Origin of the sequence: Klebsiella grimontii, from assembly GCF_042137965.1 — a bacterium.
Taxonomy (GTDB): domain Bacteria; phylum Pseudomonadota; class Gammaproteobacteria; order Enterobacterales; family Enterobacteriaceae; genus Klebsiella; species Klebsiella grimontii.
The window spans coordinates 324,999-337,807 of sequence record NZ_CP169721.1 but is presented as its reverse complement, the minus strand read 5'-3'; the positions used below and the strand labels follow the sequence as shown (position 1 = coordinate 337,807).

Sequence of the window (12,809 nt, the reverse complement as noted above, 5' to 3'; positions counted from 1 at the left end):
GTGTATCCTGCGGGTAATGAGAAAATTATCATTACCCGGAGGGTCCTATGTCGGCTCCAGAATCGCAGGATAAAAAAGTCCCACACTTCTCATCGTTAAAATTTACCCCTGCCGCGCAGCCTGCGGAAAGCTGCTGTGCGGACCACGCCTGCAGCAGCGAAACCGCCGCTGAAAACGACGCGCTGAGTCATGCACGCTTTAGCTGGCTGGTAGAAGGCATGGATTGCGCGGCCTGCGCCCGCAAGGTCGAAACCGCCGTTCGCCAGGTGCCGGGAGTGAGCCAGGTTCAGGTGCTGTTCGCCACCGAAAAGCTGCTGGTCAACGCCGAGGGCGACGTTGGTCCGCAGATCGAAAGCGCCGTGCGCGCCGCGGGCTACCAGCTGCGGGATGAAAACGCCCCCCGGACAGAGGACGCCACCTCGTGGCTGCGCGAGAATCTGCCGCTCATCACCCTCGTCGCCATGATGGCGCTCAGCTGGGGGCTGGAGCAGTTTAACCCTCCTCTGGGCGAAATCGCCTTCATCACAACCACCCTTGTCGGCCTGTGGCCGGTCGCCCGGCAAGCAATACGCCTGATCAAAAGCGGAAGCTGGTTCGCCATCGAAACTCTGATGAGCGTCGCAGCCATCGGCGCGCTGTTTATCGGCGCCACCGCCGAAGCGGCGATGGTGCTGCTGCTGTTCTTAATCGGCGAACGCCTTGAGGGTTGGGCCGCCAGCCGCGCGCGTCAAGGCGTCAGCGCGTTGATGGCGCTGAAACCCGATACCGCAATCCGCGTGCGCGACGGCGTACGCGAAACCGTAGCCCAGCGCGACCTGCGCCCCGGCGACGTGATTGAAGTGGCCGCCGGGGGCCGTCTGCCCGCCGATGGCCAGCTGCTCTCGCCCTTCGCCAGCTTCGATGAGAGCGCGCTAACCGGTGAATCCGTACCGGTGGAGCGTAACGCCGGGGAACGCGTGGCGGCCGGCGCCACCAGCGTCGATCGTCTGGTACAGCTGACGGTGATCTCCGAACCGGGCGACAGCGCCATCGATCGCATTCTTAAGCTGATTGAAGAAGCGGAGGAGCGCCGCGCGCCGATTGAGCGCTTTATCGATCGCTTCAGCCGCATCTATACCCCGGCGATTATGGTCGTCGCGCTGCTGGTAGCCATTGTTCCGCCGCTGCTGTTTGCCAGCGCATGGCTGCCGTGGATCTATAAAGGTTTAACGCTGCTGCTGATTGGCTGTCCGTGCGCGCTGGTGATCTCCACCCCGGCGGCGATTACCTCCGGCCTGGCGGTGGCGGCGCGTCGCGGCGCGCTGATTAAAGGCGGCGCGGCGCTGGAGCAACTGGGCCGCGTGCGCCAGGTGGCGTTTGATAAAACCGGTACCCTGACCATCGGCCAGCCGCGCGTCACCGCGGTGATGGCGACCACGGACATCGGCGAAAACGATCTGCTGGCGCTGGCGGCCGCCGTAGAGCAAGGCTCCAGCCACCCGTTAGCCCAGGCCGTCGTACGTGAGGCGGAGCAGCGTCAGCTGGTGATTCCGCCGGCCAGCGGCCAGCGCGCGCTGGCTGGCTCCGGCATTGAGGCGCAGGTCGAAGGTCGTCAGGTGCTGATTTGCGCCGCCGGGAAAAATAACGATCCGCAGTACGATGCACGTATTCAGCAGCTGGAGAGCGCCGGGCAAACCGTGGTGCTGGTGATGCGCGATGAGACGCTGCTGGGGATTCTGGCGCTGCGCGATACGCTGCGCGACGATGCCCGCCAGGCGGTGGATGAACTCCATCAGTTAGGCGTTCAGGGAGTGATACTAACCGGCGACAATCCGCGCGCGGCGGCGGCCATCGCCAGCGAGCTGGGGCTGGCGTTCCGCGCCGGGCTGCTGCCCGCGGATAAAGTGCAGGCGGTGATGGCGCTCAACGCCGAGTCGCCGCTGGCGATGGTCGGCGACGGAATCAACGACGCGCCGGCGATGAAAGCGGCGACGATTGGCATCGCCATGGGCAGCGGCACCGACGTCGCTCTGGAGACCGCCGATGCGGCATTGACCCATAACCGTCTGACCGGGCTGGCGCAGATGATTTCGCTGGCGCGCGCCACCCACGCCAATATCCGGCAGAACATCGCCATCGCGCTGGGTCTGAAGGGCATTTTTCTGGTCACCACCCTGCTTGGCCTGACCGGCCTGTGGCTGGCGGTGCTGGCGGATACCGGGGCGACGGTGCTGGTCACCGCTAACGCGCTGCGGCTGTTGCGTAAGAAATAGTATCTACCCGGGCTACAGGTTCGTGCCGTCTGGTTTTTTGTCGCCCGGATAAGGCATCAGCCGCAATCCGGGATATCTCTGGCGGCGAGCGCTGCATTCTTTCCCCGGGGGCGGCGCTTGACGCGCCTTGCCCGGGCTACAGGTTCGTGCGGTCTGGTTTTTGTAGCCCGGACAGGTGCGCAGCACCGCCTCCGGGAAGACGTACCCAGACTCAGTGGCTTTTACGGATCAGGTAGCGGTACGGCAGCGCCTCGGTTTGCTGCGCCAGCAGCTCATGCTCCATAAAGCGGCAGAAACCGGGAATATCGCGGGTCGTCGCCGGATCGTCGGCCACGATTAGCAGCGTCTCGCCCACCGGCATCGTACGCACGGTCTTGCGCACCATCATCACCGGTTCCGGGCAACGAAGCCCCTGCGCATCAAGCGTATGGTCAGGGCTGGAGAAAAGTTCGCTCATTTTCATCTCACATTAACAAAACGGCCCTAGTTTACCCCCAGTTCGCCAGTACGCAAGCCAGGTTAACGTTTGCGCGAAAAACAAGCATTGCAATACGCTCGCAACGCAGTATCATGCAGCCGTTTTTATTGGGTTCCCTCACCCCAACCACTAAAAAGGTCACAATATGAGTCCGTTTACTACCGTACAGCGTAAAAAAGCGCTGATCTGGCTATCGCTATTCCATCTGCTGGTCATCACTTCCAGTAACTACCTGGTACAGTTGCCGATCTCCATCTTTGGTTTTCATACCACCTGGGGCGCGTTCAGCTTTCCGTTTATTTTCCTCGCCACCGATCTGACGGTGCGGATTTTTGGCGCTCCGCTGGCGCGACGCATTATCCTCGCGGTGATGATCCCGGCGCTGCTCATCTCCTACGGGGTTTCCGCGCTGTTTTATATGGGCGAGTGGCAGGGCTTTGCCGCATTAACCAGCTTTAATCTGTTTGTCGCCCGTATCGCCGCCGCCAGCTTTATGGCCTACGCGCTGGGGCAGATCCTCGACGTCCACGTCTTCAACCGCCTGCGTCAGAACCGCCGCTGGTGGCTGGCGCCCACGGCATCCACCCTTTTCGGTAACGTCAGCGATACGCTGGCCTTCTTCTTTATCGCCTTCTGGCGCAGCCCGGATCCGTTTATGGCGGCGCACTGGGGTGAAATCGCCATCGTCGACTACTGCTTCAAGGTGCTGATTAGCATCGTATTCTTCCTGCCGATGTACGGCATGTTGTTGAATATGCTGCTGAAAAAGCTGGCAGATAAATCTGATTTATCCGCATTGCAGCCAGGTTAAGAGTACTCACGAAACGATGTGATAAGATAAGCGAATGAGCCGTTAATGGCCGTTTATCGAAAGGAAGATGTCAATGCGCAATTTGGTTAAATATGTCGGTATTGGCCTGCTGGTTGTGGGTCTTGCGGCCTGTGATAACAGCGATACAAAAACGCCGACTGCCGGGGCGGCTGCGGAAAGCAACGCCAGCGGGCAACCTATTAGTCTGCTGGATGGCAAACTGAGCTTCTCCCTGCCTGCCGGTATGACCGACCAGAGCGGCAAGCTGGGCACCCAGGCCAACAATATGCACGTCTATTCTGACGCCACCGGCCAGAAAGCGGTGATCGTGATTGTTGGCGACAGCACCAATGAAGATCTGGCCGTCATGAGCCAGCGTCTGGAAGAGCAGCAGCGCAGCCGCGACCCGCAGCTGCAGGTCGTGAGCAATAAATCCATTGAGATCAAAGGCCACACCCTGCAACAGCTGGACAGCATCATCTCCGCCAAGGGCCAGACCGCCTGGTCTTCCGTCCTGCTCGGTAAGGTTGATGACAAACTGCTGACGCTGCAGATCACGCTGCCAGCGGATAATCAGCAGCAGGCGCAGACCGAAGCGGAAAACATTATCAACACCCTCGTCATCCAGTAACTACTGGCCTGACGCCGCGGCCTCCGGTTCACCGACCGGGGGCCGTTTTTTTAACCGCCATCCCAGCAGCAGCGCCACCGCGACCAGCCCCACCGTCGCGAGATAGATCGATGAAATGCCCGCCCACGCCATCAGCAGCCCGGCAAGCGGACCGGTGATCCCCAGCGAGAGATCCATAAATACCGTATAGGTCGCCAGCGCCGACCCCTGATTTTGCTGCGGCACGGCCTTCACCGCCACCACCCCAAGCGCCGGGAACACCAGCGAAAAACCGGCTCCGGCAAAGAAAGTGCCTATTTTCGCCATCAGCGGCGTCTCCGCCAGGCCCACTAACAGCAGCCCAATAATTTCGACGACAAAACAGAGCATCGCCACGTTCAGCCCGCCAAGGCGGTTAATTCCGTTGGGGAACAGCAGACGAGTGCCGACAAAGGCGCAGCTAAACAGCGTCAGGGCGAAGGCCGCGCCGTCCCAGCCTTTGGCATCATAAAACAGGGTGATAAAGGTGGCGATAACGCCAAACCCCGCCGAAGCCAGGGCCAGCGCCATACCGTAGAGCCAGACGCGCCCCAGCACCGCGCGAAACGACATCGCTTTACCCCTGCCCGCTTTCACCGCCGCCCGCGGCAACGCGCACAATACCGCCACCAGCGCCACCGCCATAATGGTCAACGCCAGCCCGTGCAGGCCAATCAGCGAGTAACAGAGCACGCCGAGCGGTGCGCCCATCGCCATCGCTCCGTAGGTGACAATGCCGTTCCAGGAGATAACCCGCCCGATATGCAGCGAACCGACTACCCCGACGCCCCACAGCGTGGAGCCGGTTCCCGCGAAGCTCTGCCCAATGCCGAGAATTATGCGCCCAAGGCATAGCAGCGCCAGGCTCACAGCGGGCAAGTCGCCGAAGAGCGCCGCCAGCAGATAGCCGAGTCCGCTCAGAAAGCAGCCGCACAGGCCGAAAACGACGATCTTTTTTGGCCCCAGCAGGTCGGCGTAACGCCCGGCGTGCGGGCGGCTGAGCAGCGTAGCGAAGTACTGGAGGCTAATCACCAGTCCGGCCCAGAAGGCGCTAAACCCCATCACATCATGCACATAGCCGGGCAACACCGCCAGCGGCAGGCCAATGGTCAGATAGCTGGCAAAGTTAAACATCACGACAGAGACAATCCGCAGATTGAGGCGCAATCCATTGAGCGCCGGTTCGGCGACGGTTTCGGGCATCGGGTTCCACCAGATTTTTACTACTGTGTTTCATTTCTACCACGCCACACGTTATAAATCAGCAGCCAGATTAGGATTCCTGGCAGCAAGCCAGCCGCTACACTTAATGAAAATCATAGAAAGGAACCGTGAATGACAACCCCTCAGCCCGATAAAACGGGTATGCATATTCTGCTTAAACTGGCGTCACTGGTGGTGATCCTCGCCGGGATCCATGCCGCGGCAGATATCATCGTGCAGCTATTACTGGCGCTGTTCTTCGCCATTGTCCTCAATCCGCTGGTCACCTGGTTTATTCGCCGCGGCGTGCGTCGCCCGGCAGCCATTACTATCGTGGTGGTGGTGATGCTGATCGTGCTCACCGCGTTAATTGGCGTACTGGCCGCATCGGTTAACGAATTTGTCGCCATGCTGCCAAAATATAATAAAGAGCTGACGGCAAAAGTCCTGCGGCTGCAGGAGGCGCTGCCGTTTTTGCATATTCACATGTCCCCGGAGCGTATGCTGCAACGCATAGACTCTGACAAGCTGATGACGTTCACGACCACCCTGATGACCGGGCTCTCTGGCGCTATGGCCAGCGTCGTTCTGCTGGTGATGACGGTGGTGTTTATGCTTTTTGAAGTCCGTCATGTGCCTTATAAACTCCGCTTTGCCCTCAACAACCCGCAGATCCACATCGCCGGTCTGCACCGGGCCTTAAAAGGCGTTTCGCATTATCTGGCGCTGAAAACGCTGCTTAGCCTGTGGACTGGGGTGATTGTCTGGTTAGGGCTGATGCTGATGGGGGTTCAGTTTGCGCTGATGTGGGGCGTGCTGGCTTTTCTGCTGAACTATGTGCCTAACATTGGCTCGGTGATTTCCGCCGTTCCGCCTATGGTCCAGGCGTTACTTTTTAACGGTTATTATGAGTGTCTGATGGTCGGCGCGCTCTTTTTAGTCGTGCACATGATCATCGGCAATATTCTCGAACCCCGCATGATGGGCCATCGGCTGGGCATGTCTACGCTGGTGGTTTTCCTCTCGTTGCTGGTCTGGGGATGGCTGCTTGGCCCAGTGGGAATGCTGCTGTCGGTACCGTTAACCAGCGTATGTAAAATATGGATGGAGACCACCAAGGGCGGCAGTAAATTAGCCATCCTGCTCGGGCCCGGACGCCCCAAAAGCAGGCTACCGGGCTAGCCCTGCCGCTTCACCGGCCAGAAGATCGTCAGCACCCCGGCGACAATCAGCAGCACGCCCAGCAGCGATTGCCAGTGGAAAGGCTCATGCCAGCCGGGGAGCCAGATGGCGGCGGCCCAGACCAGGATATAGCTCAGGCTCAGCAGCGCGTAGGCTTTCGCCAGCGGCAGTTGATGCAGGGCGAAGTACCAGCAGACCATCGATAGCAGGTAACCCATAAGCCCGAACGTCAGGCCAAACGTGCCCGCCCGCAGATGCAGCAGATGGTTGAGGAAGGTGAATATCTCTGTCAGCGGCGGGAGTTCGACCATCGCGCTGCGCAGCAGCAGCTGCGCGCCGCTCGCCAGGCCGACGCTGAATAACGCCCAGATTAAGCCCATCAGATACGGCTCCCCAGAATAACAATCCCGACGACGATCAGCCCCACGCCAAGCCAGTGGCGGCGCGCGACCGGCTCGCGCCAGATCCCCCACGCCGCCAGCGTCACCCAGACAAAGTTCAGGCTCAGCATAGGGTAGGCGATACTGACCGGGATTGACTGCAGCACGCTAAGCCACAGCAGCATACTGCAGCCGAGAGCGAGCAGCGCTAAACCCAGCCAGCCGAGGATATGGCGCCCGCGCCGCCCGGATTTGGACGGGCGGGTGGCCTGTTTCTGGCACAGCTGTCCGGCGCAGCTCAGCAGGCTGGCGAAAACCAGACAGATCCACACGCTCATTGCGGCAGGTACTGGATAAACACCACGCGCCCCAGCTCGTAGAAGCTGTCCGGTTTCGGTAGCGCTAAATCAGCCATACTTTCTCCTTTGTCCATCAGCAGAACCAGCGAGACGGGTCCCTGCTGGCGGTGCGTCGCCAGCCAGTCAGCAAAATGCGCCTGATCGACAAACTGGTGCTGCGCGTCCGGCCAGGAGAGACCGTACTTCAGCTCGCCCTGCTTGTCGAACAGAATGATATCGCTGCGCTTGAGCTCCCACGACAGCCCGCCGGCGATACCGACGTTATTGGTCAACACGTAGCGGCTCGGCGTCAGCGATTCGCTGACGATATCCACCAGAAACTGCGGCTGCTTGCTGTCGATCACCCGATCCGGGATAGCGAAGCCCACCAGCAGCGCCAGCCCGAGCGGGCAGCAGGCGGCGAGGATCCAGCGGCGGCCGTTATCCTTCATCGCCAGCCAGCCCATCAGCGCCCACCAGCCAAATATCAGCGCCGCCAGCAGGCACTTATACAGCTCAATGTGGCTCCATACCGGCTTGTGCATAAAGCCCCACGGCGAAACCACCAGCACGGCGACCAGGCCAATCAGGCCAAAGGCCAGGTTGATCGCGCCGTTAATTTTCAGCGCTTTCGCCCCCGCCTTCGCCGCATCCAGCGCGTAGCGCGCCATCAGAATCGACAGAGGAGCAAAACAGGGCAGGATGTAGGTCGGGAGCTTACCCTTAGCAATGCTGAAGAACAGCAACGGCATCGCCACCCATCCGAGCAAATAGAGCGCACCGCGCGCCTCATCGCGCTCGGTCCAGCCGCGCTTGAGCGCCCCCGGCAGCAGCGCCAGCCACGGCAGGCTGCCGGCAATCAGGAACGGAATGTAGTACCAGAACGGCGCTTTATGCTGGGCATCTTTTTCCGCGAAACGCTGGATATGCTCCACCCAGAAGAAGTAGCGCCAGAAATCCGGCTCGCGTTTGGCGATGGCGAGCCCCCACGGCAGCACCACCAGCGCGCAGACGCCCACCGCCAGCCAGCCGTAAGTCAGCACTTCGCGCCAGCGCTTACGCGCAATCACCCACGGCAGCACTCCGACCACCGGCACCGCCAGCGCAAGGAAGCCTTTGGTCATCACTCCCATCCCGCAGGCCACGCCGAGTAAAACATAGCCGAAAATTTTACCGCCGTGGCTTTGAGCCTGCGTCGCGCCCCAGAAGCTGCACATCGCCAGCGCCATCCACATGGTGATCATCGGGTCGAGCACCGCGTAGGTGCCGATACCGTAGACCAGCAGCGCGGTCAGGAAGATAACCGGCGACAGAATCGCGACGCGTTTATCGCGGAAAAGACGCCACGCCAGCCAGGCAACCAGCAGCGCGGTAACGGTAATCGAAAATACCACCCCAAAGCGGACGGCGAAATTATTGTGGCCGAATAGCCACTGGCCGATGCTGTTGATCCAGTAGCCGGCAATCGGTTTTTCAAAGTAGCGCAGCCCGAGGAAATGCGGCACCACCCAGTCGCCGGTCGCCAGCATTTCGCGGCTGATCTCCGCGTAGCGGGTTTCATCAGGCTGCCAGAGCAGGCGGAAGTTGAGCGGCAGTATATAATAGAGGACAAAAAGGGCGACCAGAGAGGCGCCGTAGCGAATGCTTTTCATCAAACACCCGAATTGAGTAATTGTTCACGTCCAAGCCAGCCTTCCCGGCCGGCCAGTTCACCACGAACCACCTTCCCTCGCGGCAGCGCGCTAAAATCGGCGGGCAGCAGCTGGCTTAGCGGGCAAAACTGGATCTCTTCCTGTGCGGCCATGGTCAGCAGTTCATCAAACTGATCCGCGAAGGCAATGCCCTCCACTTCAGCATGGATGGTATAGACCGGCGTCCCCGCGTCGCGGTGGATGCAGTCCAGCAGATAGCGGTTGAAGCCTGCAATATCCACCGCGTTTCCCACCGCTTCATCCCAGGTCGGTAAGGTCACCGGGATCTGCACGGTCCCCGGCGCGCTGTTCCCCAGCTGCGGCAGAAAAGGCCCGGTCCCCCGGCAGTCGCTGTTATAGAGGAAATCGAAAGCCTCTTTGGCTTTGATCACCCGCTGATCGGCGCGCCAGCCGGCAACGGCGGAACAGGTTACCGGGCGACCGATAATCCGCTCCAGCTCCAGCAGCCCGCGTTCAACCTCCAGCGTCAGCCTTTCCTGCGGCCAGACGCCACTCCACGCCTGCCAGCTATAGTGATCCCAGGCGTGCAGGCCAACTTCATGCTCCTGCGCGGCGGCGCGGATAACCTCTTCATTCCCCGCGCCGATCCTGCGCCCTGGCCAGGCGGTGCCGGCCAGCAGGATATCCCAGCCGTACAGCGACGCGGCCTTTGAGCGCAGCATCTTCCACAGAAACTTCGGCTTTACCAGGCGCCAGATATGACGCCCCATGTTGTCCGGCCCGACGCTGAAAAAGAAGCTTGCCTGAATCCCGTGCTGGCTTAGCAGAGCCAGCAGTCGCGGGACCCCGTCCCGCGTACCGCGAAAGGTATCGACATCGATGCGTAAGCCGACCTGTTTCATGATTTGCCGCTGTCCGTCAGTTCAACCGTGCGCAGGAAGAAGTCCAGGGTATGTTCCACGGTCTCTTCCATTTCCACCGTCGGCACCCAGTTCAGGCAGCGCTTCGCGTTGCGAATGCTCGGCTTACGGTGTTCAACATCCTGGTAGCCTTTACCGTAGTAATCACTACTTTCCACTTCGCGGAATCCGGCGAAAGGCGGGAAGCGGTCGCGCAGCGGATGGCGTTCAAAGCAGGCCAGCAGCATTTCCGCCAGCTCTTTGATACTCGCTTCGTTATCCGGGTTGCCGATGTTGATGATTTGCCCGTCGCAGCGGCCGTCCTTGTTCTCAATGATGCGGAACAGCGCTTCGATACCGTCGCTGATATCGGTAAAGCAGCGCTTCTGCTTACCGCCCTCAATCAGCTTGATCGGCGAACCTTCGACCAGGTTGAGGATCAGCTGGGTGATGGCGCGAGAGCTGCCGATGCGCGCGGCGTTGAGGTTATCGAGGCGCGGCCCCATCCAGTTAAACGGCCGGAACAGGGTAAACTTCAGGCCGTTCTTATCGCCGTAGGCCCAGATCACGCGGTCCAGCAGCTGCTTGGAGACCGAGTAGATCCAGCGCTGTTTGTTAATCGGCCCGACCACCAGGTTGGAGGTGTCTTCATCGAAGTTGTTGTCGGTACACATGCCGTACACTTCCGACGTCGACGGGAAGATGATGCGCTTATCGTATTTCACGCAGTCGCGGATAATCTTCAGGTTCTCTTCAAAATCCAGCTCAAACACGCGCAGCGGGTTGCGGGTATATTCGATTGGCGTGGCAATCGCCACCAGCGGCAGGACCACGTCGCACTTCTTAATGTGGTACTCGATCCACTCGGAGTGGATGCTGATATCGCCTTCAACAAAGTGGAAGCGCGGGTTGTCGAGGAAGCGGCTGATGGCGTCGGAGCCAATATCCAGGCCGTAAATCTCGTAGTTGTCGTCCTGCAACAGACGCTCGGTCAGGTGGTTACCGATAAAGCCATTCACCCCGAGGATCAACACGCGGGTGCGGCGCTTAATCGCCACCACCGGTTTGCTGCTCAGCACCGCGCCGGCAACCAGGCCCAGCGCCTGCGCCAGCTGGGTACCCTGCATATAAACGCCGCGCTCGGTCTGCCCGGTAACGATTTCTAACGCCCCTTCCTGACAGGCGACGACCAGCGGCGCAACGGAGAGCACCGTCCCCGCTTTGGCGGCGGCCAGATCGTGGCGCACGCGTGATTTCCAGACGATAAACTTGTTTGCGCCGGCGTAGCCGAACGCGCCCGGCCACGGATCGGAAACCGCGCGGACGAGGTTGTGCAGCGTCTGGGCCGAACGTTCCCAGTCGAGGCGACCGTCTTCCGGCGTACGGCGACCGACGTAAGTCGCCTGGCTTTCATCCTGGACGCGCTCTTCGGTTTTACCGTCGCGGATGGCGGGCAGCGCCTGAGCCAGCAGATCCGACGCTGCGGCGCAGAGTTTACGGTGCAGCGCCAGCGCCGCGTCATCCGCGCCGATCGCTACGCTTTTCTGCGCCACGATATTGCCGGCATCGGCGCGGTTAACCATACGGTGCAGCGTCACGCCTGTTTCGCTTTCGCCGTTCACCAGCACCCAGTTCAGCGGCGCGCGGCCGCGATATTTCGGCAGCAGTGAACCATGCAGGTTAAAAGCCCCCTGCGGCGCAATATTCAAAATGTCATCGCACAGCAGGTTGCGATAATAGAACGAGAACAGCACGTCCGGTTTTATCTCGCGGATACGTTCGATCCACAGCGGATGATTCACATCTTCCGGCGCCCATACCGGGATGCCTTGCTCAGCGGCGATACGCGCCACGGAGCCAAAGAAATGGTTTTCGCCAGGGTTATCCGGATGGGTAAAAATAGCGGCGATGTCATAACCGGCGTCCAGCAGAGACTGAATACCTGCACAACCCATATCGTGATAAGCGAAGACTACGGCTTTCATGAACGATCTTCCTCTTGAGATGCCGTTTCCGGCTGGCGAACAACACGTTGAATAAAGTAGCGGGGGCGGGCGCGGACATCGTTATAGATGCGGCCGATATACTCCCCGAGCAGGCCCATCCCGACGAACTGGGCGCCGATAAACATGAACAGCACCGCGAACAGCATGAACACCCCTTCTGCCGCCCACTGGGGACCAAACACCAGACGCAGCACCACCAGCATCAGGCCGAAGGCAAAGCCCAGCAGGGCGATAGCGCTGCCGAACAGGCTCAGCAGGCGCAGCGGCGTGGTGGTCAGGCAGGTCACCAGGTCGTACATCAGGTTAATCAGGCGCATAAAGCTGTATTTGGAGTCGCCGAATTCGCGCTCGGCGTGCATCACCGGGATCTCAACCGCCCGGCGGGCAAAGGTGTTTGCCAGAATCGGGATAAAGGTACTGCGCTCATGGCAGTTAAGCATCGCGTCGATGATATGGCGGCGATAGGCGCGCAGCATGCAGCCATAGTCGCCCATCGCTTTACCGGTGGTGCGCTGGATCAGGCGGTTGATCATCTTCGAGGCGCTTTTACGGAAGAAGGAGTCCTGACGGTTCTGGCGCACGGTACCGACCACGTCGTAGCCCTCGTCGGCCTTCTCGACCAAGCGCGGGATCTCTTCCGGCGGGTTTTGCAGGTCGGCGTCAAGGGTAATGATCAGGTCGCCGGTAACGTGGCTGAAGCCCGCCATAATCGCCGAGTGCTGGCCGTAGTTGCGGTTCAACAGTACCGCCACCACGTGGCTGCCTTCGGCCTCGGCGGCTTCGGTGAGCATCCGCGCCGAGTCATCGCTGCTGCCATCGTCGACCAGCAGAATTTCATACTGCCGACCGAGCGTCGCGCAGGCGGTATCGGTACGGCGGATAAGCTCCGGCAGGCTCTCCTGCTCGTTATAGACAGGAATGACGACCGAGACCTTTTTCACGGGAGGATAGCTAAACAT

12 protein-coding genes are annotated in these 12,809 nt (G+C 60.3%); 4 read left to right on the top strand and 8 right to left on the bottom strand.

Annotated elements, in window-relative coordinates; translation table 11 throughout:
* Nucleotides 1-47: 47 nt before the first annotated feature.
* Nucleotides 48-2,252: a Zn(II)/Cd(II)/Pb(II) translocating P-type ATPase ZntA gene (gene zntA / locus ACE3MN_RS01530; protein WP_102650207.1), complete on the top strand. Its 2,205-nt coding sequence runs from the start codon at nt 48-50 to the stop codon at nt 2,250-2,252.
* Between the two features lie 211 nt (nt 2,253-2,463).
* Here zntA and tusA read toward each other — a convergent pair whose 3' ends face one another.
* Nucleotides 2,464-2,709 carry a sulfurtransferase TusA gene (tusA, locus tag ACE3MN_RS01525; RefSeq protein WP_064410702.1) on the bottom strand — a complete coding sequence of 82 codons (246 nt, stop codon included), beginning with the start codon at nt 2,707-2,709 and terminating at the stop codon, nt 2,464-2,466.
* 166 nt (nt 2,710-2,875) lie between these two features.
* Here tusA and ACE3MN_RS01520 point away from each other — a divergent pair, with 166 nt between their 5' ends.
* The gene (locus ACE3MN_RS01520) at nt 2,876-3,541 is read left to right on the top strand and encodes a 7-cyano-7-deazaguanine/7-aminomethyl-7-deazaguanine transporter (RefSeq protein ID WP_004126198.1); all 666 of its coding nucleotides are present in this window, start codon (nt 2,876-2,878) and stop codon (nt 3,539-3,541) included.
* A 73-nt stretch (nt 3,542-3,614) separates the two neighbouring features.
* Complete coding sequence (locus tag ACE3MN_RS01515) at nt 3,615-4,172, top strand: DcrB family lipoprotein (RefSeq protein ID WP_004126200.1); 558 nt, start codon at nt 3,615-3,617, stop codon at nt 4,170-4,172.
* Here ACE3MN_RS01515 and ACE3MN_RS01510 read toward each other — a convergent pair whose 3' ends face one another.
* The gene (locus ACE3MN_RS01510; protein ID WP_224232929.1) at nt 4,173-5,393 is read right to left on the bottom strand and encodes an MFS transporter; all 1,221 of its coding nucleotides are present in this window, start codon (nt 5,391-5,393) and stop codon (nt 4,173-4,175) included. It abuts the gene before it with no gap.
* A 132-nt stretch (nt 5,394-5,525) separates the two neighbouring features.
* Here ACE3MN_RS01510 and ACE3MN_RS01505 point away from each other — a divergent pair, with 132 nt between their 5' ends.
* The gene (locus tag ACE3MN_RS01505; RefSeq protein ID WP_004134785.1) at nt 5,526-6,575 is read left to right on the top strand and encodes an AI-2E family transporter; all 1,050 of its coding nucleotides are present in this window, start codon (nt 5,526-5,528) and stop codon (nt 6,573-6,575) included.
* On the opposite strand, the gene arnF is transcribed toward ACE3MN_RS01505, so the two are convergent.
* Genes arnF through arnC form a run of 6 tightly spaced genes read right to left on the bottom strand, consistent with a single transcriptional unit; the run spans nt 6,572 to nt 12,809 of the window.
* The gene (arnF, locus tag ACE3MN_RS01500) at nt 6,572-6,955 is read right to left on the bottom strand and encodes a 4-amino-4-deoxy-L-arabinose-phosphoundecaprenol flippase subunit ArnF (protein WP_004134783.1); all 384 of its coding nucleotides are present in this window, start codon (nt 6,953-6,955) and stop codon (nt 6,572-6,574) included. The genes ACE3MN_RS01505 and arnF overlap by 4 nt on opposite strands.
* Nucleotides 6,955-7,293: a 4-amino-4-deoxy-L-arabinose-phosphoundecaprenol flippase subunit ArnE gene (gene arnE, locus ACE3MN_RS01495; RefSeq protein WP_004134781.1), complete on the bottom strand. Its 339-nt coding sequence runs from the start codon at nt 7,291-7,293 to the stop codon at nt 6,955-6,957. The genes arnF and arnE overlap by 1 nt, the downstream gene beginning before the upstream one ends.
* Complete coding sequence (gene arnT / locus ACE3MN_RS01490) at nt 7,290-8,945, bottom strand: lipid IV(A) 4-amino-4-deoxy-L-arabinosyltransferase (protein ID WP_375364240.1); 1,656 nt, start codon at nt 8,943-8,945, stop codon at nt 7,290-7,292. Before arnT ends, arnE begins: the two co-directional genes overlap by 4 nt.
* The gene (gene arnD, locus ACE3MN_RS01485; protein ID WP_064410550.1) at nt 8,945-9,847 is read right to left on the bottom strand and encodes a 4-deoxy-4-formamido-L-arabinose-phosphoundecaprenol deformylase; all 903 of its coding nucleotides are present in this window, start codon (nt 9,845-9,847) and stop codon (nt 8,945-8,947) included. The genes arnT and arnD overlap by 1 nt, the downstream gene beginning before the upstream one ends.
* A complete protein-coding gene (gene arnA, locus ACE3MN_RS01480) occupies nt 9,844-11,829 on the bottom strand; it encodes a bifunctional UDP-4-amino-4-deoxy-L-arabinose formyltransferase/UDP-glucuronic acid oxidase ArnA (RefSeq protein WP_004134775.1) in 1,986 nt (661 codons plus the stop codon). Before arnA ends, arnD begins: the two co-directional genes overlap by 4 nt.
* On the bottom strand, nt 11,826-12,809 hold the full coding sequence (gene arnC / locus ACE3MN_RS01475) for an undecaprenyl-phosphate 4-deoxy-4-formamido-L-arabinose transferase (RefSeq protein WP_375364239.1): 984 nt from the start codon (nt 12,807-12,809) through the stop codon (nt 11,826-11,828). Before arnC ends, arnA begins: the two co-directional genes overlap by 4 nt.